Source organism: Plantactinospora sp. WMMB334 (genome assembly GCF_049179095.1).
In the GTDB taxonomy this organism is placed as follows: Bacteria; Actinomycetota; Actinomycetes; order Mycobacteriales; family Micromonosporaceae; genus Plantactinospora.
This window is the reverse complement of record NZ_JBMHME010000002.1, coordinates 7955231-7978149: the sequence shown is the minus strand read 5'-3', so window position 1 is coordinate 7978149 and position 22919 is coordinate 7955231. Positions and strand designations below refer to the sequence as shown.

Here is a 22919-nt window from a genome sequence, read left to right as displayed (position 1 = left end):
CCGTTGCCGGGCGGCGACGTGCCGGTGGGCCGGCGCGCGGCGTGGCGAGTTGCGCGACCACTCGTACGCATGTTCGAATGAGGGCCATGCGCTGGGAAAACCTGTCGTCGGCTCCCCCCGACACCGGCACCCCTCCGGGGGCGGCGCCAGCGGCTCCACCCCTGCCGCTGGCGCTGCCCGGCGCGGTCGCCCGCACCTTCGACACCCCCGGCTTCGCCGGCATGACGTTCTACGAGGTGCGTGCGAAGTCGGTCATCAACCGGGTGCCCGGCACCTCACGGGTGCCGTTCCAGTGGACGATCAACCCCTACCGGGGGTGCAGCCACGCCTGCGCCTACTGCCTCGCCGGCGACACGGCGATCCTGCTCGCCGACGGGCGCACCCGGCCCCTGGCCGAGCTGCGGATCGGCGACCAGATCTACGGCACGGTGGCACAGGGCAACCACCGGCGCTACGTCCGCACCGAGGTGCTGGCGCACTGGTCGACGGTGAAGCCGGCCTACCGGATCACGCTCGACGACGGCACGGAGCTGACCGCCAGCGGCGACCACCGGTTCCTCACCCCGCGCGGCTGGAAGCACGTCGTCGGCGCGATGCCCGGCGAGCCACCCCGGCCCTACCTCGCGGTCACCGACAGTCTGGTCGGCACCGGCCGGGCCACACCCGGGCCGGCCGACCTCCCCGCCGACGGCCTCGCCGGGACCATCCTCGGCGGCCGGGCCGCGTTGCGGATCCGCCGGATCGAGCCGCTCGACCGCGAGCTCCAGCTCTACGACATCACCACCGGCACCGGTGACTTCGTCGCCAACGGGGTGGTGAGCCACAACTGCTTCGCCCGGGGCACGCACACCTATCTCGACCTCGACACCGGGCGTGACTTCGACAGCAAGGTGATCGTCAAGGTCAACGCCGGTGAGCTCGTCCGCCGCGAGCTGGCCGCGCCGAGGTGGTCGGGCGAGCACATCGCGATGGGCACCAACGTCGACTGCTACCAGCGGGCGGAGGGCCGCTACCGGCTCATGCCGCAGATCCTGGCGGCGCTGCGCGACTTCGCCAACCCGTTCTCGATCCTGACCAAGGGCACCCTGATCCTGCGCGACCTGCCGCTGCTCCGCGAGGCCGCCACGGTGACCTCGGTCAACGTCTCGATGTCGGTCGGCTTCGTCGACGAGCGGATGTGGCGCTCCGTCGAGTCGGGCGCGCCCAGTCCACGGCGCCGGCTCGACACCGTGCGCGAGCTGACCGACGCCGGATTCGCGGTCGGGGTGCTGATGGCCCCGATCCTGCCCGGGCTCACCGACACCGACGAGTCGATCGAGGCGACGGTGGCGGCGATCGCGGCGGCGGGCGCGGTGAGCGTCACCCCGCTGCCGCTGCACCTGCGGCCCGGTGCCCGCGAGTGGTACGCGCAGTGGCTGGCCCGCGAGTTCCCGCGGCTGGTGCCGCGTTACCGGGCGCTCTTCGCCCGGGGTTCCTACCTGCCGCAGGACTACCAGCGTGAGGTGACGGCCCGGGTGCGGATGGCGGCCCGCCGCCACGGCCTGCACCGCTCCGGGCCGGGCGAGGCCCGGCAGGTGCCGGCGCCCGCCCCGGCGCCCTCCGTCGAGCAGCTCACCCTGCTGTGAAGCCCCGGCGGCGCGGGGCGGCGGGCAACCCGCACGGGCGGTGGGCGGGCGCGAGCTAGAGTCGCGTGGTGCGTAGCGCCCAGCAGATCCTTGCCGAGGCCGGCGTGATCGCCGTGGTCGGCGCCTCCCGCGACCCGGGCAAGCCGGCACACAGTGTCCCGCTGTTGATGCAGCGGCACGGCTGGCGGATCATCCCGGTCAACCCGGTGGCGGACGAACTCTTCGGCGAGCCCGTCTACCGCTCGCTGGCCGAGATCCCGCACCCGGTCGACCTGGTCGACGTGTTCCGGCCCGCCGAGGACGCCGTCGCGGTGGTCCGCGACGCGGTCGCGATCGGCGCGCCGGCCGTCTGGTTGCAGCTCGGCATCGTCTCCGGCGAGGCGCGGCGGATCGCCGAGGAGGCCGGCATCGACTACGTCGAGGATGCCTGCCTGGCGGTGGAGCGCGCCGCGGCCGGGCTCTCCCGCCGAGGCTGAAGCAACCACCCCGATCACCATTCCGGCGGCGTGCCTCCCCGCCACCGTCGGGAGTGCCCCGCCACCATCGGGTGGCACCGTCCTGGACATTCGCCCTGGCAGCGGCGCCGGTGGGTAGCGTCCCGGATGAGGAGGCGACGCCAATGAGCTACCCAGGACCGGGTGAGCCGCAGGATCCGCAGGGATTCCCGGCGCAGCCCTCGCCCGGGTACTACGGCCAGCCCGAACGGCGGTCGGGGACGAACGTGCTGGCGATCCTCTCGCTGGTCTTCGCCTTCGTCTTCGCGCCGGCCGGCATCGTCCTCGGGCACCTGGCCCGGCGCCAGATCCGGCAGACCGGCGAGCAGGGTGGCCAGCTGGCCACCTGGGGACTGATTCTCAGTTACGTCTTCACCGCGCTCTACGTGCTCGGCTGCTGCGGCTGGCTGGCCCTGGTCGGCTGGGCCGGCTCGGAGGGTGACGGCGGCGCGTACTGACCGCCGTCGGAACCGGCCCGCCCCCGGCTACCGGTACTCCGCCTCCCGCACGCTGTTACCGCCGTCCACCACCAGCATCTGCCCGGTGATGTACGACGCGGCCGGTGAGCAGAGGAAGGCGATGGCCGCGGCGACCTCGTCCGGAGTGCCGGGCCGGCCGACCGGGGTGCCGAGCCCCTGCTTCAGTTCCGCCATCGTGGAGGCCGCGGTGTAGATGGTCCCGGGTGCGACCGCGTTGACGGTGACCCCGTCGGCGATCATCTCCATCGCGAGCGCCCGGGTCAGCCCGACCACGCCGGCCTTCGCCGCCGCGTACGCCGCCTCGGTCGGCAGGGCGTTGACCGGGCCGGCGGTGGCGGCAAGGTTGACGATCCGCCCCCAGCCCTGTTCGGCCATGCCGCCGATGAAGGCCCGACTGCACAGAAACGCGGTACTGAGGTTTCGTTCGATCTCCCGGTGCCACTCGTCGTAGCTCAACTGCGCCACCGGCCGCAGCACCTCGGGGCTCGCCCTGCTGGCCAGTCCGGCGTTGTTGACCAGCACCTCCACCTCGCCGAGCTGCTCGACGACGGCATCCGCCAGCGCGCCCACCTCGGCCTCGTCGGTGAGGTCGGCGACGAAACCCGTGGCGCCCAGCTCGGTCGCCCGCTCGTGGATGCGGCGGGTGGTCGAGACGATCGCCACCCGGGCGCCGAGCGTGGCGAGCCGGCGGGCGGTCGCGTACCCGATCCCGTCCGGACTGCCGGCGCCGGTGACCAGCGCCACCCGCCCGTCGAGGCGCATCGTCACCGGCTCGGCGTCGCCGCCCGGCAGCCCGCCACCGTTGCCGCCCGGGTCGGGGCTCTGGTCGGGGCTCTGCGGGACGGTGCCCTGCGAGCCGGTACGGGGCCGGCGGGCCAACGCGGGACGCGTGGCGTCCCGACGAGGCCGATTACCGGATCTGTCCCCGGCGCGCGCGTCGAATACCATGCCCGCGATCCTGCCCGGTCCAGGCGATACGGGCAACGGCGCACCGCCGGAGCGGCCGGCGGGCGCGACCGGTCGACCCGGGACCGGCCGGATGTGGGAACACCCTTCTGGCGTACGGCGACTACCCTGGCGACGCATCCCGAACGGACGAAGTGAGAGACCTCGAATGACCGACCCCCAGCAGAGCGGCTACTCCGGCGATCCGTCCTGGCAGGCGCAGCCACCGGCCCAACCGGGCGCCTACCAGGATTCGGGCTACCAGCCCATGTACCAGGATCCGACCGGGCAGGCCGCCCCCGCCCAGCCCTACCAGGCGGGATATCCGGTCCAGGCATACCCGACCGACACCGACCCGATCAGCGGCCAGCCGGTGATGCCCCCGGGCTATCCAGCGCCCGGCTACCCGGTCGCCACCCCGGGTCCGTCCACCAACGGACTCTCCATCGCCGCGATGGTCGTCTCCATCGTGGGTGCGCTCGGGCTCTGCGGGTACGGTCTGGGCGGCTATCTCGGCGCCGTCGGGGCGATCCTCGGCCACGTCGCCAGCAAGCAGATCCGCGAGCGGGGCGAGGGCGGCGCGGGGTTCGCCAAGGCCGCGATCATCGTCGGCTGGATCGCCACCGGGATCGCCATCCTCGCCACCATCGCCCTCGTGATCTTCTTCGTCTGGTTGGCCAACCAGCCGTCGACCTACGACAGCGGCTTCTGAACATCCGGACCGACAGGGAGACGCCGTGAACCCAGGCAGCACCGGTAACCCCTCCGAGCCCACCGGCGACGCCGGCCCCACGACGACGCCCGTCGAGCCGGCGCAGCAGTATCCGGGACCGCCCGGCGGCGCGCCGCAGCCGGGCTGGCCACCGCCCCAGCCTGGTTATCCCGGCTACCCCTACGTGCTGCGCCGGCCCACCAACGGCATGGCGATCGCGGCCCTGGTCACCGGGATCGTCGCCCTGTTCAGTTGCCAGGTGGTCGGCGCGGTCGCGGTCTACCTGGCCCGGAAGGCGCGTACCGAGATCGAGGCGACCGGCGAGGAGGGGGCCGGTTTCGCCACCGCCGGTCTCGTGCTCGGCTGGGTGTCCCTCGGGATAGCCGCGCTGGGCCTGCTCTTCTTCCTCGCCTACCTGGGCTTCATGGGCGTCCTCTTCGCCACCACCGCGAGTACCTCCGGCTGATCCGTGGACCGCTGGTCGCCGCCGGTGCCGCTTCCGGCGCCGCCGGTGGCGGCTCCGGTGCCACCTCCGGGCCGGCGCGCCGGCCGCTCCGCGCCTCGCCGTGCAGCACCACGGCGACCCCGGCGAGCAGCAGGACGAGCCCGGGCAGGGCGGCGGCCCGGGGCACCTGGCCGAGCCAGGCCCAGGCGATCAACGCGGCGCCGGGCGCCTCGAGCAGGAAGAGCACGCTGATCGTGGTCGCGGAGATCCGGCGGAGCGCGTAGTTGAACATCGAGTGGCCGAGCAGTTGGGCTCCGACCACCAGCCCCAGCACGGCGAGCCAGGTCGACGCGGTGTACCCGCCGAGGCGTACGCCGCCGGCCAGGCAGACCACCAGCAGCGCCGCCGCGCAGACCCCGTAGCAGATGGTGGTGTAGCCGAGGGTGCTGATCGTGCTCCTGGCCCGCTCGCCGAGGGCGGTGTAGACCGCCGCCGCCATCCCCCCGGCGACCGCCAGCAGGTCACCGGCGACGGCCCGGCCGGAGACCCCGAAGTCGGCGCCGACCGCCCAGACCGCCCCCGCGACCGCCAGGCCGATGCCGATCCAGCCGAGCGGGGGAAGCCGCCGCCCCTGGCCGAGCGCGATCAGCCCCTGCCAGACCGGCTGGGTGACCACCAGGGCGGTGGCGGCGGCCACCGAGGTCAGCTTGGCGCTCGGCATCCAGGTGGCGAAGTGCGCGGCGAGGGCGAGGCCGGCCAGCGCGCAGTAGCCGGCGTCCCGGCGGCCGGTGCCCCTGGTCAGCGCCGTGAGCTCCGCCCGCCGCCGCAGCAGCGCGACCGGCCCGAGCACGCCGACGGCGAGGAAGTTGCGCCAGAAGGCGGTGGCCAGCGCGGGTGCGGCGGCGAACGCGATCAGCGGCGCCGACGACGAGACCGCGGCGATGGCGACCGCGACCGCGCCGACGCTCAGCGGGTCGATCGGGCCGCGGGGCGGCGGTACGGCGGCAGGCACGGAAAAATCCTCACATGTCACTAGGGGGCACCATCTGATCCACAAGCCGTTACGATCCTCCGATCGCACGCACCTGCTTCATCCGGTTCTGGAGGCTGCTCCCCCATGCCCACATACCGGCTACCCGCGTACCGGGCGGTGCTCTTCGACTTCTTCGGCACCCTCACCTGCGCCACCCGGCGGGGCGATCGGCACGCGGCGGTCGCCGCCCTGCTCGGCTGCGGGGTGGACGTCCTGGCCGAGGTGCTCGACCGTTCCTTCTACCTGCGCGCCACCGGAGCGCTCGGCGACGCCACCGCCACCCTGCGCTGGGTCTGTGCGCAGGTCGGTGCCCGGCCGTCCGACGCCGACCTGCGGGCCGCCGTCGCGGCCCGGGTCGAGGCGGTACGCGCGGACACCCGACTCCGCCCCGAGGCGGTGACGGTGCTGCGCGCCCTCCGGCGTCGGGGTGTCCGCGTCGCGCTGGTCAGCGACTGCACCCACGAGCTTCCCGCCTTCCTGCCCCAGCTGCCGGTCGCGCCCCTGCTCGACGTGCGGGTGCTGTCGGTGCAGGTCGGCTGCTGCAAGCCCGATCCGGCGATCTATCTCGCCGCCTGCCACCGGCTCGACGTGCCCCCCGAAGACTGCCTCTACGTCGGCGACGGCGGCAGCCAGGAGCTGACCGGCGCCGCCCGGACCGGGATGACGGCGATCCGGCTGGCCGCCGCCGATCTCCACGGTCACCTCGTCTTCAACCAGGACCGGGGGTGGGTCGGCCCGGCGCTCGCCTCGCTGTCCGAGGTTCCCGGGCTGCTGGACGTACCCGAGCTGCCGGACGTACCCGGGCCGGGCCGGGCCCGGTCGGAGCCGGCGGGTTCCCTGCCGGTTGCGGGTGGGGCAGGATGCGGGGTGTGACCGAGGAGCAGGACGGCCCGGCCCCGCCGCCGCTGGTGGCGGAGGCGATGAAGAAGGCGGCGGTGGCGTGGGTGGCGGTCGGTGACCGGCCGGCGGTCGCGCTCTGGTGCGTGCCGCTGGACGGCGGGCTGTACGTGGTGAGCGGTCCCGGCGAGCAGTCCGCACCGGGGCTGGCGGAGGCCGGCACCGCCACGGTGACCCTGCGCGGCGACCACGGCGGGCAGATCGTCACCTGGCCGGCCGAGGTGACCCGGATCGCGCCGGAGAGCGAGCGGTGGGCGGAGGTGGCGCCCCAGGTGGCCGCCAAGCGGCTCAACGCCACCGGCAGCCCGGCGGCGGTGGCGCAGCGCTGGACGGCCGGCTGTGCGCTCGTCCGGCTGGCCCCGGCCGGGGCGCCGCTGGCCGCCGGGACGACCCTGCCGGACGGCTCGCTCGCCGCTGCGCCGCGCGAGACCACCGCGATCCGGCGGACCCGCCGGCCGTTCCGGCTGCACCGGGTCCGGCGCCGCTGACCCGAGGTGGCCGGCTGCCCGCGCCGGGACGTGGGAACGAAAACGCCGCGCGCCTCAAGGGGCTAGGCGCGCGGCGGACTCCAACGATCGTCCCACCCCGACGGGTACGGCGTCTACCGCCACATCGCTGATTTCCTCACCGAAGGTGAGAGCCGGACCTGCCGGCCAGGTCGTGCCGATTCGCTCCCGCCGTCCGGGTACGGCCGGCCCGGCGGGTCGTCCCGCGACGTAGCATGGCGAATATGTCTGCTCCAGCCGTTCCCGGCCAGGGGGCGCCCGCCTCCGGCACCGACTCCGCCGACCGGCCCACGAACGCCGTCGAGGAGGCGGTGCACGCCGCGCTCGCCACCGTCGACGATCCCGAGATCCGCCGGCCGATCACCGACCTCGGCATGGTGCGCTCCGCCGTGGTCGGCGCCGACGGCACGGTACGGGTGGAACTGCTGCTCACCGTCGCCGGCTGCCCGCTGCGGGACAAGCTGCGCACCGACATCACCGCCGCGGTCGGCGCGGTGCCCGGGGTGACCGGGGTCACCATCGACTTCGGCGTGATGAGTGCCGAGCAGCGGCAGGCCCTGCAGGCCCGGTTGCGCGGCGGCGGGCCCAGCCAGGAACCGGTGATCCCGTTCGCCCAGCCCGGCTCGCGCACCCGGGTCTACGCGGTCGCCAGCGGCAAGGGCGGCGTCGGCAAGTCGAGTGTCACGGTCAACCTGGCCGCCTCGCTCGCCGCCAAGGGGCTGGCGGTGGGCGTCGTGGACGCGGACATCTACGGCCACTCGGTGCCCCGGATGCTCGGTGTCGACGGCCGGCCGACCCGGGTGGAAGACATGATCATGCCGCCCGAGGCGCACGGGGTGAAGGTGATCTCGATCGGCATGTTCACCGACGGCAACGCGGCGGTGGTCTGGCGGGGTCCGATGCTGCACCGCGCGTTGCAGCAGTTCCTCGCCGACGTCTACTGGGGCGACCTGGACGTGCTGCTGCTCGACCTTCCCCCGGGCACCGGCGACGTCGCCATCTCACTTGCCCAGCTGCTGCCCAACGCGGAGATCCTGGTGGTCACCACCCCGCAGACGGCGGCGGCCGAGGTGGCCGAGCGGGCCGGCGGGATCGCCCTGCAGACCCACCAGCGGCTGGTCGGTGTCGTGGAGAACATGTCGTGGCTGGAGCTGCCCGACGGGTCCCGGATGGAGGTCTTCGGCTCCGGCGGCGGCGCGACGGTCGCCGAGTCGCTGACCAGGGTGGTCGGCGCAGAGGTGCCGCTGCTCGGCCAGATCCCGCTGGACACCCGGGTACGCGAGGCCGGCGACGCCGGTAACCCGGTCGTGCTCGCCGAGCCCGACGCACCGGCGGCCGAGGCGCTCAGCGCGGTCGCCGACCGGCTCGCGGTGCGGCGCGAGTCGCTGCTCGGCAAGCCGTTGGGGCTGCGCCCCGCCGGCCGCTAGCCGAAGACGGCGTCCGCGCGGGCGCCGACGTCGCGTGCCGGACCGGCGCAGACGTCAGCCCTCCCGGGCCGGCACCGCGTGCGACGTGAGGTCGGGTCGGCACCGCTGTGACGGGTCGGTGCCGTGTGCGACGTCAGGTCGCGTCGGCGTCGTAGGCGCGGCGCGGCGCCACCGGGGCCACGTCGGTGCCGCTGCCGGAGGGAGAGCCATCGCCGGCACCGCCCGTCGAGGCCCGCGCCGACGGGCGGAAGTCCGCCGCTGCCGCCACGTCGTCGACCTCCCGGCGTACGTCGGTCAGGTCGGAGCGGAGCTTCTCGAAGGTCCCCTCCAGCGGCTTGCGGATCGCCTGCTCGTCTTCCTCGCTCAGCAGGTGCTTGCGGATGAACGCCTTCGGGTGCAGGTCCTCCAGCTGGATGTCGGTGCCCAGCTCCCGGCTGAGGTCGCCGGTGGCGTTGCGGGCCATGTTCCGCAGGTTTCTCAGCATCCGGAGACCGTCACTGATCACGGTCGGCAGCCGGTCGCCGAAGATCAGCAGGGCGACCAGCAGCAGCGCGCCAATCTCCCACCAGTTCAGGTTCTCGAACACGGCCGCCTCCTCGTCACCGCTCCCGGCAAGAGTACGCACGTCGTGGGCGGCGGCGGGAGGGGGAGGAAGGTCACTTCACATCCGCGGCCAGGGTCACCGAGGCGGCCTGCCGCTCCGAGCCGCGCCGGAATTCGACGCTCACCACCGAGCCGGGCGCGTACTTGCGGACCAGCGCGATCAGGTCGCTCGGGTCCTCCAGCGGCCTGCCGTCGAGCTTGAGCACCACGTCGCCAGCGCGCAGCCCCGCCTCGGCGGCCGGCCCCGCCGGGTCGATCGAGGAGATCCGCACTCCACCCGACCCGCCCGAGCGGGCTCCGCCGACCGTCGCGCCGATCACGGTCCGCCGGGCCCGGCCGGTGTCGATGATCTCCTGGGCCAACCGCTTGGCCTGGTTGATCGGGATCGCGAAGGCCAGGCCGACGTTACCGGCCGTCTCCTCGTCGGCGGCCGGTGTCTGGATCACCGAGTTGACCCCGATCACCCGACCGCCGCCGTCCACGAGCGGGCCGCCGGAGTTGCCCCGGTTGACGGCGGCGTCGGTCTGGATGGCGGCGTAGTAGCGCACCTGCCCACCCGCCTCGCCCTGCCGGAACGTCCGGTCCAGTGCGCTGATGATGCCCGCGGTGACGGTGTTGGCCAGCGACAGCGGCGTGCCGAAGGCGAGCACCGGGTCGCCGACCGCCACACCGTCGGAATCGCCGAACTCGACCGGCTGGAGCCCCGTCCGGGAGACCTTGATCACGGCGATGTCCGCCTCGGGATCCTTGCCGACCACCTCGGCCGGTGCGGTGGAGCCGTCGTTGAAGACCACGGTCGCGCTGTCGGTGCCGACCCCGACCACGTGGTCGTTGGTCATCACGTAACCGTCCCGGGTCACCACGAACCCCGAACCGAGCCCGGTCCCGCCGTTGCCGCTGACCCGTACCGTGACGACGCTCGGCAGCAGCCGCTCGGCGACGCCGGCCAGCGACTCGGGCGGCCGCCGGGCTGCGGGGGGCGGTTCACCGGGGGCCGAGCCGAGCGCCGTCGTACCGCCGGCACCGCGCCCCACCGCGAAGGCGTAGCCCAGCGATCCACCGAGCGCACCGGCCAGGAGCGCGGTGACCAGCGAAACGAGGAAGACGGAGCCGAGGCCCCGGCGCCGCGCGGTGTCCGGGTCGGTCACCGGCTCGGGTGCGGCGCCCACCGCCGCCTCCGGCGACGCCTGCACCACCACGGCCACCGGGGTGGCCGGGTTACGCCACGGGTCGTGCAGCGCGTCGGACCACCACGGGGAGGAGCCCGGCCCGGGGACCGCCCCCGGCGTCACCCGCGCGCCGGCCGCCGGTGGGGGGTACGCCGACGCCGACGTCCCATCGGGCTGGCGCCAGTTCCAGCCGTCCGTCACGTTCGCTGCCTCCCAGTCCGTCCCTGAAGCCGGATGCCGCGCGGGCACGGGCGACCGCTTCCGGCCGCGGCGTCCGGGTTCCGCATCCAGGATCGCACGGATGGCGTAATACCGGTCATCGGTTGGTCCGAGGGTGTGCTCATCCCGGTCACCGGTCGCGCCGGGGCACGGCCGCCGCCCGAGGCGGGCGCCTGCCGATCACGCGTCGCCACCCTTAGGCTCATACCGCAACCCCCGCCCGCCCCGTCCGCTCCCATCACGGGCCGGTACACCGCCACCGGTTACCGCGCGCCCGCTCCACCGCACCCGTTCCAGTGCCACCCGTTCCAGTGCCACCCGTTCCAGTGCCACCCGTTCCACCGTCACCCGGCGAACCCGGCGCCCGCAAGCCCGGCCACCCGCAGATCCCACAGACCGTTCCATCCCCAGCCGAGTCCCTCGCCGCCCGGAGGTGCCCCATCGCCACGGTCGCCCGGTCAGTCAGCACGACGACCGCCCAAGCACTCCAGTTCGCCGAAGCGTACGTCGCCGAGGACCTGGTCCTGCGTACCGCCCGTAGCCTCGCCGGCGAGATCGGCCTCGACGCCGTCACGCCGGGGACCGGTGCCGCGCTGCGCCTGCTGGCCGCCGCCGGGAGTGCGCGGGCCGTCGTGGAGATCGGCACCGGCACCGGGGTCAGCGGGCTCTGGCTGCTTCGCGGCATGCGCGCCGACGGCATCCTGACCACCATCGACGTGGAGACGGAACACCAGCGCATGGCCCGGCGGATCTTCCAGGAGGCGGGTTTCCCCTCCGGACGTACCCGGATCATCACCGGCCGGGCGCTGGACGTGCTGCCCCGGCTCGCCGACGGTGCCTACGACCTGATCTTCGTCGACTCGGACGTCGCCGAGTACGGCGCCTGCGTCGACGCCGCACTGCGGCTGCTGCGCCCCGGTGGCGTACTCGCGCTGCACGGGGCGCTGGCCGCCGGGCGGATCGGCGACCCGGCCGCCCGGGACGTGGAGACGGTGACGGTCCGTGAGGTGGTCAAGGCGGTCCGCGAGTCGGAGGAGTGGACCCCGGCACTGCTGCCCACCGGCGAAGGACTGCTCGTCGCCGTCAAGCGCTGACAGCGCGCGGTCAGGCGCTGGCCGGTCAGGGGCCGAGCTGGAGCGGCCCCGGGCCGGCCGGCGGGCCGATCAGCCGGGTCGGTCGGCGGCGGGCCGATCAGCCGGGTCGGTCGGCGGCGGGCCGATCAGCCGGGTCGGTCGGCGGCGGGCCGATCAGCCGGGTCGGTCGGCCAGCCAGCGCAGCAGCGTGCGTACGCCCCAGCCGGTGGCGCCCTTCACCAGCTCGCCGTCGTTCCCCTCCGCCCAGGAGGGCGCCGACATGTCGACGTGCACCCAGCGGTCCCGCAGGTCGCCGACGAACTCGCGGAGGTAGAGCGCGGCGAGTACCGATCCGGCGCCCTGGGTCGGTGCGCTGTAGAGGTCGGCGATCTCACTGCCGAGATAGTCGGTGTAGTCGGCCGGGAGCGGCATCCGCCAGGCCCCCTCACCGGCCGCGCCGGCCGCCGCCAGCACCTCCTCGGCCAGTTCGTCGGTGTCGCTGTAGAGGGCCGCCGTCCGCCTGCCCAGCGCGACCGCGTTGGCGCCGGTGAGGGTGGCCAGGTCCACCAGTACGTCCGGGGCGAGCCGCTGCACGGCGTAGCCGAGCGCGTCGGCGAGCACCAGCCGGCCCTCGGCGTCGGTGTTGGTGCTCTCGCTGGTCACCCCGTTGTAGTGCCGGATCACGTCGCCCGGCCGGTACGCCGAGCCGCTGACCATGTTCTCGGCGAGCGGGGCGAGCGCGGTGACCCGGACCGGCAGCCCGAGCGCCGCCGCGCCGATGGTCGCGGTGACCACGGCCGCCGCACCGCCCATGTCCTTGCGCATCAGTTTCATCGCGTCCCGGGGCTTGATCGAGATGCCACCGGTGTCGAAGGTGATGCCCTTGCCGACCAGCACCACGTGCCGGTGCGCGCCCTCGGGCCGCCAGCTCAGCTCGACCAGCCGGGGCCCCTGGGCCGATCCGCCGCCGACGGCGAGGATGCCGCCGAATCCCTCGGCGGCGAGCCAGTCCGGCTCCCGGACCTCGACGGTCAGCCCGGGTCGCCCGGCGGCCGCCTCGACCACCTGCCCGGCGAACCAGGCCGGGGTCTTCACCGACGAGGGGGTGTTGGTCAGGTCCCGGGCGAACCGGGTCGCCTCGGCGACCGACCGGGCCGCCTCCAGCGCCGGCCGGTAGGGCTCGGGGTCGGCGACCGCGAGCAGCACCTCGGCGAGGGGCGGCGGATCGGTGGCGGCGATGCCGGGGTCGGGCATCCGGAACCGGTACGACGCCAGCCAGATCCCCTCGGCGAGCCCGCGCACCACCTCCGGACCTACATCGATCGGGATCGCTATCGTGATCGAACTCTCACGTGTGGCGGCCCGGACCACCGCCGCCCCGGCCGCCCGCCAGCCGGCCTCGTCGCCGGCACCCACGCCGGCCAGCAGCAGCCGGGTCGGGTCGCCCTGCGGCCGGATCGACCGGTGCAGCGCGCCCGGGACGGCGGGCCGGTCGAGGTGGGGCAGCAGGTCGGCCGCCTCGGCGGCCAGCTTGCCCGGAAGGGCCAGGCAGGTCGACAGCAGCCGGGCGCTCGGCTCGGCGTCGACGGTGGGTCGCTCGGCGTCGACGGCGGGTCGCTCGACGTCGACGGTGGGTCGGTCGGGTGCCCCGACGGGCGCGACGGGCAGGGCCAGGGTGTCGAACCCGGCCGGGTCGGTCACCAGACGGATCGACAGCACGCCGACGCCACCTCCAGACGATCTTGTGTGGGCGGGAGAGACCGTACCCCGCCCGACATCACCCTGGGCCACCGGCGGCACCGCCGGTGGCCCAGGGTGAGAACCCCGCCGGACGGCAGATGCCGCCCGGAGGAGTCGGCGTTCACTTAGCCGGCGGCGGCCTTCAGCGCGTCACCGAGCGCGTTGGCCTCGTCGGGAGTCATCTCGACGACGAGCCGGCCACCACCCTCCAGCGGAACCCGCATGACGATGCCCCGGCCCTCCTTGGTGACCTCCAGCGGACCGTCGCCCGTCCGCGGCTTCATCGCCGCCATGTTGTCTCCCCTCAGACCTTCATCAGGGTCGGTGGGTTGCCCCACATCCATTTGGTCAGCATCACCGCCCAAGGCCGCGGTGCCGACCAACGATTTTCCCTGATGAACACCGCCGGACCCAAACCGAACCAGCATTGATGTAACAGCATCTAGCATATCTTGAGAAGGGCTGTCACAATGTGCGGTCATGCAGGCACGGTCGGCACTCTTCGACCTGTACGGCGACTATCTCCGTTCCAGGGGTGGCCGCGCACCGGTGTCCGCCCTGGTCAAACTACTATCCCCGCTCGGCATCGCCGCACCCGCGGTCCGCACCGCGGTCTCCCGGATGGTCCGGCAGGGCTGGCTGCACCCCCTCCGGCTGGCCGCCGGACCGGGCTATCTGCTCACCCCGAGAGCCGCCCGGCGGCTTGACGAGGCGGCCACCCGGATCTACCGGACCGGCAAGATCGGATGGGACGGCCGGTTCGACCTGATCGTGCTCGAAGCCGGGACGAACCGGCGCGACCGGCAACGCCTCGCCGCCAACCTGAGCTATCTGGGCTACGGGATGCTCGACGAGCAGACCTGGGTCGCCACCCGCCCCGGCGAGGACGTGGACGGCCTGCTCGCCGAGGCCGGGGTGCGCTACGAGCGGTTCACCGCCGCGCACGCCGCCGGCACGCCCGGGGCGATGGCGGTGGTCCGGCGGGCCTGGGACCTCGAGGAGATCGCAAGGGCGTACCAGGACTTCGTCGCCGAGCAGCGACCGCTGCTCTCCGCCGTGACCGTACGCAGCGGTGACCAGGAGGCGTACGCGGCCCGGTTCCGGCTCGTGCACGCATGGCGTACCTTCCTCTTCCGGGACCCGCAACTACCGCCGGCACTGCTGCCCGAGCGGTGGCCGGGGACCAGCGCGGCGGCATTCTTCGACCGGCACGCCGCCCGGCTCCGGCCGGCCGCCGACCGCTTCGTCGAACAGTGTCTCGACGGTGCGCACCGGATCCCCCGACAGAAGGGCCAACACAGGTGACCCAGCCGTTGCTCGTCGACCGCTCCGACTCCGTGGTCACGCTGACCCTCAACCGGCCGGCGGCGATGAACGCGCTGGACGTACCGCTGAAGGAAGCCCTGCGGGACACCCTGACCGCGCTGGAACACGACCGGTCCTGCCGCGCGGTGGTGCTGGCCGGCGCCGGCACCGCCTTCTGCGCCGGCCAGGACCTGCGGGAGCACGCCGAGACCCTCGCCGCCGGCGGCACCGACCCGCTCGGCACCGTCCGGACCCACTACAACCCGATCGCCTCCCGGCTGGCCAGCCTCCCCAAGCCGGTCGTCGCGGCGGTACGCGGCATGGCGGCCGGCGCCGGTGCCGGGCTGGCCTTCCTCGCCGATTTCCGGATCGGCGGCCCCGGCACGAGCTTCCTGCTCGCCTTCGCCAAGGTCGGCCTGGCGGGCGACACCGGCGCCTCCTGGTCGCTGCCCCGGCTCGTCGGCCACGCCAAGGCGGTCGAGCTGCTGATGCTCGCCGAGCCGGTGACGGCGGAGGAGGCGTACCGGCTCGGGCTGCTGACCCGGATGGTCGACGACGAGCAGGTGCTGGAGACCGCGCAGGAGCTGGCCGCCCGGCTGGCGGCCGGGCCGACGGTGGCGTACGGGGCGATCAAGCGGCAGCTCTCGGTCGGCGACGCCGGCACCCTCTCCGAGGCGCTCGCCGCCGAGGCGCAGGCGCAGACCATCTGCGGCGCCACCGCCGACCACCGGGCCGCCACCGCCGCCTTCGTGGCGAAGCGCCGGCCGGCCTTCGAGGGGCGCTGACCGCCGGACCACCACGGGCGCGGGCGTTCGGATGCGGCGGCGGGTTCCGGCCACGCTGATCGGTCTCGATCGGCGACCCCACCGGACTGCTGATCAATCTCGATCGGCGGCCTTACCGGACTCGTACATCGGGCACCTATGGTCGGTCGCATGGTCGATCGGGACGCTGTCGTACACCTGCTGCGCCGCGCCACCTTCGGGCCGACGGCCGAGGAGGTGGAGTCGGCCGTACGCGCCGGGCCGGCGACGACGCTGGACCGGTTGCTCGGTCCGGTCGGTGCCGATCCCGGCGCGGCGGCCACTCCGCTGCCCCGGCTCGGCGCCGACCCCTACGCCGGCATCGACAAGACCTCCAGCCGCGAACAGCGGCAACAGGCCCAGAAGGCGCGGGCGGACCAGGTGCGGCTGCTCGTCGAATGGTGGCTGGACCGGATGGTCGCCGCCGAGCACCAGCTCACCGAGAAGCTGGTCTTCTTCTGGCACGGGCACTGGGCGACAAGCGTCCGCAAGGTGAGGTCGGCACAGCTCATGCTCGGCCAGCTCGAGACCTTCCGGAGGCACGGCCGGGGCCCGTTCGAGGCCCTGGTCCGGGCGATGGTCGCCGACCCCGCCCTGATCATCTGGCTGGACGGGCAGAAGAACACCCGGGCCGCCCCCAACGAGAACCTCGCCCGCGAGCTGATGGAACTCTTCACCCTCGGCATCGGCCACTACACCGAGGACGACGTCAAGGCCGGGGCGCGGGCGCTGACCGGCTGGCAGGTCGACAGGCGCACCGGGCAGGCCCGGTTCGCGCGACGGCGGCACGACCCGGCCGAGAAGACGATCCTGGGCCGGACCGGGGCGTTCGACGCCGACTCGTACGCCCGGCTGCTCGCCGCCCGTCCCGAGGCCGGCGCCTTCGTGGCGGCCCGGCTCTGGGCCCGGTTCGCCGGCACGGAGGTGGCGCCGCCGGAGACGCTGGGCGGGACGGGCGGCGGCACCACCGAGCTGCTCCGGGCGCTCTTCACCCACCCGGCCTTCGGGCAGACCCGGGGCGGGCTGGTGAAACAGCCGGTCGAGTGGGCCGTCGGCGCGATGCGCCAGCTCGGCATCCGGCCCGGGAAGCTCCCCGCGCCGCAGCGGAAGGAACTCGCCGGCCGGCTGGCCGGGATGGACCAGGTGCCGTTGCGACCACCGAGCGTCGGCGGTTGGCCGGCCGGCGCATCGTGGTTGACCACGTCGTCGTTGCAGGCCCGGATGCGGCTCGCCGCGCTGCTCGCCGGCGCGGCGGCCCCGGAGGCGACCCGGCGGCTCACCGCCGCGCCCCGCGACGGGCGGCCCGACGCCCTGGCCCGGCTGCTGGTGGTCGACCGCTGGACGCCACGCACCCTGGCCGCCCTGACCCCGCTGGCCGACGACCCCCGCCGACTGCTCGTCGCCGGGCTGGTCAGCCCCGAATACACCGTCGGCTGACACACCGTCGGCCGACGAGGAGGCGACGAGACGATGGACATCCTCACCCGACGCAGGTTCCTGATCGCGAGCGGCGTGACCGGAGCGGGCGCGCTCGCGGCCGGTGCCGGCGCGTACGGCCTGTCCGACCTGCTCGCCACGGCCGGTGACCGGGACCCGCAGGCCCGTACCCTGGTCCTGGTCACCCTCTACGGCGGCAACGACGGGCTCAACACCGTCGTCCCGTACGCCGACCCGGCCTACCAGGACGCCCGCCCCGAGCTGGCGTACTCGGCCGAGGAGGTGAAGCGGCTGGACGAGCGGGTCGGGCTGAACCCGGCACTGGCCGGGCTGCACCGGCTCTTCGGCGACGGCCGGCTGGCGATCGTGCGCGGTGTCGGATACCCGACACCCGACCGCAGCCACTTCCGGTCGATGGACATCTGGCAGACCGCCCGCCCCGACCGGCCCGAGCAGACCGGCTGGCTCGGCCGCTGGCTGGACGGGGTGGGCGGCGACCCCCGGCTCGCGGTCTCCTTCGAGCCGACGCTCCCGCCGCTGCTGGCCGGCGCCTCCAGCGCGGGCGCGGCCGTGCCGGTGGCCGGGCGGAAGGCCCGGCGCCCGGTCGGCGACCCGATCCTGGCCAGGCTCGCCGTGCCGGAGCCCGGCGAGCCGGCCGGCCAGGCCCGGGCCGCCGCCTGCTTCGCCGACCTGCGCGCCGTCGATGCCATGATCACCGAGGTACGCGACGCCGCCGCCGCGGCCGAGGAGGCCGACCCGGGCGGCGACGAGCAGCCTCCGGCGACCGCCACCGGTGGCGCACGCAGTTCCCTCGCCGCCCAACTGGACCTGGTCGCGCAGTGCGTCGAGGCCGGGGTGTCGAGCCGGGTCTTCTCGGTCTCGCTCGGCGGCTTCGACACCCACGCCGACGAGAAGCAACTCCAGGCGGTGCTGCTCGGCCAGGTGGACAAGGCGCTGACCGGCTTCGTCGACCGGATGGCCGGCACCGAGGCCGGCCGCAGGGTGGTGGTCGCGGTCTATTCCGAGTTCGGCCGCCGGGTCAGGGCCAACGCCTCGGACGGCACCGACCACGGCACCGCCTCGGACGTCTTCCTGCTCGGTGCCGGCGTCCGGGGTGGGCTGCACGGCGAACCGCCGAGCCTGACCGACCTCGACGACGGCGACCTGCGGTTCACCACCGACTTCCGGGACGTCTACGCCATCATGCTGGAGCGGGTGCTCGACACCGACCCGGGGAAGGTGCTGGCCGGCTGGAAGGGCCGGCTCACCGGAGTGCTGACCTGACCGTACGCGCCGGTCCGGGTCAGGCGTCCTCTCCGGGTCAGTCGTCCTCCTCCGGATCCTGGTTGGCCTCGGCGCCGAGCACGAACGCCCGCATCGCCAGCTCGTCGCCGGAGGGCGCGACAAAGGCGGGCAGCTCTCGGGGGCCCAGCTCCTGGACGTACGACCAGAAGAGCCGGACCGCCTCGGACGGTGACGCCGCCTCGATCGGCAGGTACAGGCTGACCAGGAAGTTACGCCGGTCCGGCGCCGGCCCGACCCGCCCGGCCAGCTCCTGGTAGAGCGCCGGGTCGACCGGGGTGACCGGGCCGACCACAGCGAGCCGGTCGGCCGGGACCGGCGCGTCGAAGACCTGCCGGGTGTACGTCAGCGCGAGCGCGGCCGCCTCCTCCTGGCCGGACTGCGGATCGTCCGGATCCCGCTCCTCCACGCCGTCGGCGTCGAGCACCCGGCCCAGCGCCACCACCAGCGGTGGCTCCTCGTCCCGGACGACAAGGACCGGATCGCCCGGTCCGGGCCGGAGCCCACCGCCCAGCCCGGTCAGCTCCAGGGTGTCGTGGTGGAAGAGCCGCTCGGCCTCGAATCGCTCGCCCGGAATGACGACTGCCCACGTCCTGGCCGAACCCGCTGCGCTCATGCCGCTATCCCATCACGGCGGCGGCGGGCGGCTTCACGTGGCAGCCGGCGAGGTGGTCGTCGACCATGCCGGTCGCCTGCATGAGCGCATATGCCGTGGTGGGGCCGACGAAGCGGAAGCCGCGCTTCTTGAGCGCCTTGGCCATCGCCACCGACTCCGCCGTGACGGCGGGCACCTCCGCGAAGGACCGGGGGCGGGCCGGCCGGGCGGCCGGGGCGAACGACCAGAGCAGCGCCGCCAGCCCGTCCGGCAGGTCGAGCGCTGCCCGGGCGTTGGCGATCGCGGCATCGATCTTGGCCCGGTTGCGGACGATCCCGGCGTCGGCCATCAGCCGGGTGACATCGGCGTCGCCGTAGCCGGCCACGGCCTCCAGGTGGAACCCGTCGAAGGCGAGCCGGAACGCCGGCCGCTTCCGCAGGATCGTCAGCCAGGAGAGCCCGGACTGGAACGCCTCCAGGGTGAGCCGCTCGTAGAGCGCGTCGTCGCCGTGCAGCGGCCGGCCCCACTCCTCGTCGTGGTAGGCGGCATAGTCGGGCGTGCTCGCTCCCCAGCCGCAGCGGGGCAGCCCGTCGACCCCGGTCACCAGATCAGTCACGGCACCAACGGTAGGCCAACCGCCCGACAACCTGCCGGTGAGCGGCACCACCGGTCCCGGCGGTCGGTCAGGTCCCGGCGGTCCATCAGGTCCCGGCGGTCCATCAGGTCCCGGCGGTCCATCAGGTCCCGGCGGTCCATCAGGTCCCGGCGGTCCATCAGGTCCCGGCGGTCCATCAGGTCCCGGCGGCGGCTCAGGGCAGCCGGCCGCGCTCGACCAGCCGGGCGAACCGCTTGAGCGCCTGGCTGAGTCCGAACTTGGACCCCGGCCAGAGCACCGGCCAGGCGACCCGGCCGGCCGGTCCACCGGGCAGGTGGAACCACTCGTGCCACACGACCTGGGTACGGTCCCGGTCCATCTGGGTGCAGCGCAGCACTCCCGGGCCGCGCAACAGGTGCCCGCAGTGCACCACGCGCACCTCGTACGGCGGGTCCATCCGGACCACCCGCATCTCGTCGCGGAGCACGGCCGGCCCGACCGTGGTGACCGCCTCCACCAGGCTGCCCTCGCCACCGTCACCCTCGACCAACCGGACCCGGGTGAACGGGATCCACTCGCCCTGCCGCTCCCACGCGGTCAACGCGGCGAAGACCCGGGGCGCGGGGGCTGCGACGATGACTGTGGCGGTCACCTCGCCGGCGCCGGGCTGGGCAGCCGCCCGGAGCCCTTCGGCGCCGTCCGGATCCGGGCCACTCTGCGCCGACGGCTCCGGAGCGCCCCGCTCCGCCGGATCCGGGCCGCTCCGATCGTCGGCGCTCACGCCCGCTCCGGCTGCTCCGCCGGTCCACCCTGCCCTGCCGGCGCACCCTGCCCTGCCGGCGCACCGGACCCGTTCGGCACGCGCGAGGGCTTCGACTCGGCAGGCTCTTCGGCCGGCGTGGCGAACTCGCCGTCCTCCGCCTCGATCACCGATCCACCGGCCCGGGCCGGCCGGTCCGCCGCCGGCTCGCCGCCGCCCGTCCGCTCCTCGCCCCGTACCGCCACCTGTTCCTGCGACCGTTCCGCCGCCGGCTCCTCCTCGACCCGCTCCGGCGCCCGATCCTCTTCGACCCGCTCCGGCACGGCGGCCTCGTCCACCGGAGCTGCGGCGGGCTGCACCGGTGCGACCCTGGGCTCCGGCGCCAGCACGGGCTCGGGTCCCGGCACGGGCTGCGCCTGCGAGCCGCGGGTCGCCTCCTCGGCCACCAGGGTCCGGGCGGAGGGACCGTCAAGCGCACCGTCCGGCGCGGCGGTGGCCGATCCGACCGGTACGAGAGCCGCCTCGCGCGCCCGGCGGAGCACGTCGGCGTCGTCAGTCCGACCCTCCCGCAGCGCGGTGACCTCCGCCTGGAGCACCCCGATCAACTCGTCCTTGTAGCCGATGTCGTACGCCGTGCGCCGCAACGCCTGGTCGACCTGGGCCATCCGGTAGCCCCGCAGGGCCGTGTCGAACCGCACCTGCCCGACATCCGTCTCCAGCAGCGGCCGGTTGCCGGGCAGCGGCACCGCCCGACCGTCCGGCTCGGCTGTGCCCAACCCCGAATCGGAACCGGTCACCAGCACCGTCACGCCGAAGACCACTGCCGCGACGGTGAGCGCCACGACCAAGAGGAGCAGAACCTGACCCATCCGCCGATGGTGGCACGACGAGCCGGGCCGGGCGACCCCGCCACCCCGGTCGTCATTCTTCGACAGTCATGAAACCCTGCGGGCCGGTTCACCACCCGGCCCGCTTCCGGGGACCGCCCCCGGTTAGCGTGATCGGCGCGGCACGGCGGAGAGGACGCGGGCACGGCGCAGGAGACGCGGGCACGGCGCAGGAGACGCGGGCACGGCGCAGGAGACGCGGATGGCGGAGGAGGAGTGGATGGCGGAGTCGCTTCGACCCGGCCGGGACGCGCTTCGACCCGGCCGGGACGCGCTTCGACTCGGTCGGCGCAGGTTCGCCCCCGGCGACCTCGCCGTGATGGCGATCGTGAACCGTACCCCGGACTCGTTCTTCGACCGCGGCGTGACCTTCGCGGCCGACAGCGCCCTGCGGGCCGTCGAGCGGGCGGTCACCGAGGGTGCGGAGATCATCGACATCGGTGGCGTCAAGGCCGGGCCCGGCGACGAGGTGGACGTGGCAGAGGAGATCCGGCGTACCGTCGGCACCATCGCCGCCGTCCGGGCCGCCTTCCCCGACGTGGTGATCTCGATCGACACCTGGCGGGCCGAGGTCGCCGTCGAGGCGGTCGCGGCCGGGGCGGACCTGCTCAACGACACCTGGTCCGGCGCCGACCCGGCGCTGGCCGAGGTGGCCGCCGCGGCCGGGGCGGGGCTGGTCTGCTCGCACGCCGGTGGGCTGACGCCGCGTACCAGACCGCACCGGGCGGCGTTTCCGGATCTGCTGGCCGACGTGGTCGGGACGGTCATCGGGCTCGCCGACCGCGCGGTCCGGCTCGGGGTACGCCCCGACGGCATCCTGATCGACCCCGCGCACGACTTCGGCAAGAACACCCGCCACTCGCTGGAGATCACCCGTCGGCTCGACGAGCTGACCGGCACCGGCTGGCCGGTACTGGTGGCCCTCTCCAACAAGGACTTCATCGGAGAGACCCTCGACCTGCCGCTCGACCAGCGGCTGGAGGGCACCCTGGCGGCCACCGCCGTCTCGGCCTGGCTCGGCGCCCGGGTCTTCCGGGCCCACCAGGTACGCCCGACCCGGCGCCTGCTGGACATGGTCGCCTCGATCCGGGGCGACCGCCCGCCCGCACTGTCCCGCCGCGGCCTGGCCTAGCTAGCCGCCCCGCGCGCCCCCGGCCCGGCGCTGCCCAGCGGTTAGGAAGGGCCCCCGCTACAACAGAAAACGATAAGCGGGGGCCCTTCCTTACGGGGTCCAGCGGAGGATGTTCTTCCGCCAGGCGTAGAGGATGCCGAGGGCGAGCACGGCGACGAAGACGGCCATCTCGGCGACGGTGACCAGACCGAATCCGGGCCGGTCGAAGACCACGGCCCAGGGGAAGAGGAAGACCGCCTCGACCGCGAAGAGGACGTAGAGGTAGGCGTAGACGTAGTAGCGGATCTGCATTTGTGCCCAGTCGCTGCCGACCGGGTCCAGCCCGCACTCGTAGTTGGCGCGCTTGCCGGGCGGGTCCGCCGGGCGGGCGGGCCGGAGCACCCGATTGGCGGCGAACGCCCCGACGAAGACCAGTACGCTGGCGAGCAGCAGCAGCCCCAGCGTCGCGTACGACCCGAGGTATCCGGTCACGTACGGCAGCCTACCGCCCCGGTGATCTGGATAACGACACCACTGCCGGGGCCGGACGAAAGCGGACCAATCAGCCCATTGCAGCGTCCCATGTGACGGACCTTCAGCAAGGATCACCTAACGACCGACGTAGGCTCTGGGATGAAGGACTGGAGCGGGTCCGGCCCCTCGTCACCACCGCCGACCCGCCACCGGCGCTCAAGGAGGAGACGTGACCGAGCACGGCGAGGTCACCCCTGAGCTCGACCCGTCCGATCGGGCCGAG

25 protein-coding genes and 1 pseudogene are annotated in these 22919 nt (G+C 74.2%); 14 read left to right on the top strand and 12 right to left on the bottom strand.

Annotation, left to right across the window (positions count from 1 at the left end):
- The first annotated feature begins 77 nt into the window (after nt 1-77).
- The 3 genes from ACN27G_RS34680 to ACN27G_RS34670 all read left to right on the top strand — a co-directional run bounded on the left by ACN27G_RS34680 (nt 78) and on the right by ACN27G_RS34670 (nt 2577).
- A complete protein-coding gene (locus tag ACN27G_RS34680; protein WP_421496845.1) occupies nt 78-1625 on the top strand; it encodes an Rv2578c family radical SAM protein in 1548 nt (515 codons plus the stop codon).
- 68 nt (nt 1626-1693) lie between these two features.
- Nucleotides 1694-2101, top strand: coding sequence for a CoA-binding protein (locus ACN27G_RS34675; RefSeq protein ID WP_421496844.1), 408 nt, complete (start codon nt 1694-1696; stop codon nt 2099-2101).
- A 143-nt stretch (nt 2102-2244) separates the two neighbouring features.
- Entirely contained in the window at nt 2245-2577 is a 333-nt protein-coding gene (locus ACN27G_RS34670) for a DUF4190 domain-containing protein (protein ID WP_421496843.1), read from the top strand.
- Between the two features lie 27 nt (nt 2578-2604).
- Here the strand turns inward: ACN27G_RS34670 and ACN27G_RS34665 are convergent, their stop codons facing one another.
- On the bottom strand, nt 2605-3477 hold the full coding sequence (locus tag ACN27G_RS34665) for an SDR family NAD(P)-dependent oxidoreductase (protein ID WP_421496842.1): 873 nt from the start codon (nt 3475-3477) through the stop codon (nt 2605-2607).
- A 235-nt stretch (nt 3478-3712) separates the two neighbouring features.
- On the opposite strand from ACN27G_RS34665, the gene ACN27G_RS34660 reads away from it, so the two are divergent.
- Nucleotides 3713-4255, top strand: coding sequence for a DUF4190 domain-containing protein (locus ACN27G_RS34660; protein WP_421496841.1), 543 nt, complete (start codon nt 3713-3715; stop codon nt 4253-4255).
- A 25-nt stretch (nt 4256-4280) separates the two neighbouring features.
- Nucleotides 4281-4721, top strand: coding sequence for a DUF4190 domain-containing protein (locus ACN27G_RS34655; RefSeq protein ID WP_421496840.1), 441 nt, complete (start codon nt 4281-4283; stop codon nt 4719-4721).
- Here ACN27G_RS34655 and ACN27G_RS34650 read toward each other — a convergent pair.
- Nucleotides 4678-5712: a DMT family transporter gene (locus ACN27G_RS34650; protein WP_421496839.1), complete on the bottom strand. Its 1035-nt coding sequence runs from the start codon at nt 5710-5712 to the stop codon at nt 4678-4680. The two genes, ACN27G_RS34655 and ACN27G_RS34650, sit on opposite strands and share 44 nt — an antisense overlap.
- 105 nt (nt 5713-5817) lie before the next feature.
- On the opposite strand from ACN27G_RS34650, the gene ACN27G_RS34645 reads away from it, so the two are divergent.
- The 3 genes from ACN27G_RS34645 to ACN27G_RS34635 all read left to right on the top strand — a co-directional run bounded on the left by ACN27G_RS34645 (nt 5818) and on the right by ACN27G_RS34635 (nt 8563).
- Entirely contained in the window at nt 5818-6606 is a 789-nt protein-coding gene (locus ACN27G_RS34645; protein WP_421496838.1) for an HAD family hydrolase, read from the top strand.
- Nucleotides 6594-7118: a hypothetical protein gene (locus ACN27G_RS34640; RefSeq protein WP_421496837.1), complete on the top strand. Its 525-nt coding sequence runs from the start codon at nt 6594-6596 to the stop codon at nt 7116-7118. Before ACN27G_RS34645 ends, ACN27G_RS34640 begins: the two co-directional genes overlap by 13 nt.
- 242 nt (nt 7119-7360) lie before the next feature.
- The gene (locus ACN27G_RS34635; protein ID WP_421496836.1) at nt 7361-8563 is read left to right on the top strand and encodes an Mrp/NBP35 family ATP-binding protein; all 1203 of its coding nucleotides are present in this window, start codon (nt 7361-7363) and stop codon (nt 8561-8563) included.
- 133 nt (nt 8564-8696) lie between these two features.
- Here the strand turns inward: ACN27G_RS34635 and ACN27G_RS34630 are convergent, their stop codons facing one another.
- On the bottom strand, nt 8697-9149 hold the full coding sequence (locus tag ACN27G_RS34630) for a preprotein translocase subunit TatB (protein WP_421496835.1): 453 nt from the start codon (nt 9147-9149) through the stop codon (nt 8697-8699).
- A gap of 70 nt (nt 9150-9219) precedes the next feature.
- Nucleotides 9220-10536: a S1C family serine protease gene (locus ACN27G_RS34625; RefSeq protein WP_421496834.1), complete on the bottom strand. Its 1317-nt coding sequence runs from the start codon at nt 10534-10536 to the stop codon at nt 9220-9222.
- Nucleotides 10537-11072: 536 nt separating this feature from the next.
- Between ACN27G_RS34625 and ACN27G_RS34620 the strand changes: the two genes are divergently transcribed.
- On the top strand, nt 11073-11648 hold the full coding sequence (locus tag ACN27G_RS34620) for an O-methyltransferase (protein ID WP_421497585.1): 576 nt from the start codon (nt 11073-11075) through the stop codon (nt 11646-11648).
- Between the two features lie 153 nt (nt 11649-11801).
- Here ACN27G_RS34620 and ACN27G_RS34615 read toward each other — a convergent pair whose 3' ends face one another.
- Both ACN27G_RS34615 and ACN27G_RS34610 read right to left on the bottom strand, forming a co-directional pair.
- On the bottom strand, nt 11802-13346 hold the full coding sequence (locus ACN27G_RS34615; RefSeq protein WP_421496833.1) for a leucyl aminopeptidase family protein: 1545 nt from the start codon (nt 13344-13346) through the stop codon (nt 11802-11804).
- 146 nt (nt 13347-13492) lie between these two features.
- Nucleotides 13493-13660 carry a DUF3117 domain-containing protein gene (locus tag ACN27G_RS34610; RefSeq protein WP_007455245.1) on the bottom strand — a complete coding sequence of 56 codons (168 nt, stop codon included), beginning with the start codon at nt 13658-13660 and terminating at the stop codon, nt 13493-13495.
- Nucleotides 13661-13847: 187 nt separating this feature from the next.
- On the opposite strand from ACN27G_RS34610, the gene ACN27G_RS34605 reads away from it, so the two are divergent.
- The 4 genes from ACN27G_RS34605 (at nt 13848) to ACN27G_RS34590 (ending at nt 18196) form a co-directional block, all read left to right on the top strand.
- A complete protein-coding gene (locus ACN27G_RS34605) occupies nt 13848-14672 on the top strand; it encodes a PaaX family transcriptional regulator C-terminal domain-containing protein (protein WP_421496832.1) in 825 nt (274 codons plus the stop codon).
- Entirely contained in the window at nt 14669-15457 is a 789-nt protein-coding gene (locus ACN27G_RS34600) for an enoyl-CoA hydratase-related protein (protein WP_421496831.1), read from the top strand. Before ACN27G_RS34605 ends, ACN27G_RS34600 begins: the two co-directional genes overlap by 4 nt.
- A 150-nt stretch (nt 15458-15607) precedes the next feature.
- Nucleotides 15608-16912 carry a DUF1800 domain-containing protein gene (locus ACN27G_RS34595; RefSeq protein ID WP_421496830.1) on the top strand — a complete coding sequence of 435 codons (1305 nt, stop codon included), beginning with the start codon at nt 15608-15610 and terminating at the stop codon, nt 16910-16912.
- 33 nt (nt 16913-16945) lie between these two features.
- A complete protein-coding gene (locus tag ACN27G_RS34590) occupies nt 16946-18196 on the top strand; it encodes a DUF1501 domain-containing protein (RefSeq protein WP_421496829.1) in 1251 nt (416 codons plus the stop codon).
- 37 nt (nt 18197-18233) lie between these two features.
- Here ACN27G_RS34590 and ACN27G_RS34585 read toward each other — a convergent pair whose 3' ends face one another.
- From ACN27G_RS34585 to ACN27G_RS34565, 5 genes and pseudogenes are all read right to left on the bottom strand, one after another.
- The gene (locus ACN27G_RS34585; RefSeq protein WP_421496828.1) at nt 18234-18830 is read right to left on the bottom strand and encodes a hypothetical protein; all 597 of its coding nucleotides are present in this window, start codon (nt 18828-18830) and stop codon (nt 18234-18236) included.
- Nucleotides 18831-18834: 4 nt separating this feature from the next.
- A complete protein-coding gene (locus tag ACN27G_RS34580; protein ID WP_421496827.1) occupies nt 18835-19425 on the bottom strand; it encodes a DNA-3-methyladenine glycosylase I in 591 nt (196 codons plus the stop codon).
- Nucleotides 19422-19601 (bottom strand): hypothetical protein, encoded by a 180-nt coding sequence (locus tag ACN27G_RS34575; RefSeq protein ID WP_421496826.1) that lies wholly within the window; start codon nt 19599-19601, stop codon nt 19422-19424. Before ACN27G_RS34575 ends, ACN27G_RS34580 begins: the two co-directional genes overlap by 4 nt.
- Nucleotides 19602-19618: 17 nt before the next feature.
- Nucleotides 19619-20056, bottom strand: coding sequence for an SRPBCC family protein (locus tag ACN27G_RS34570; protein ID WP_421497584.1), 438 nt, complete (start codon nt 20054-20056; stop codon nt 19619-19621).
- Nucleotides 20057-20678: 622 nt separating this feature from the next.
- Nucleotides 20679-21033, bottom strand: a pseudogene (locus ACN27G_RS34565) (DivIVA domain-containing protein); the annotation flags it as partial.
- Nucleotides 21034-21271: 238 nt separating this feature from the next.
- Between ACN27G_RS34565 and folP the strand changes: the two are divergent.
- Entirely contained in the window at nt 21272-22183 is a 912-nt protein-coding gene (gene folP / locus ACN27G_RS34560) for a dihydropteroate synthase (protein WP_421497583.1), read from the top strand.
- 90 nt (nt 22184-22273) lie between these two features.
- Here folP and ACN27G_RS34555 read toward each other — a convergent pair whose 3' ends face one another.
- Nucleotides 22274-22654, bottom strand: a complete 381-nt coding sequence (locus ACN27G_RS34555) for an NADH-quinone oxidoreductase subunit A (protein WP_421496825.1) — start codon at nt 22652-22654, stop codon at nt 22274-22276.
- Nucleotides 22655-22919 lie beyond the last annotated feature (265 nt).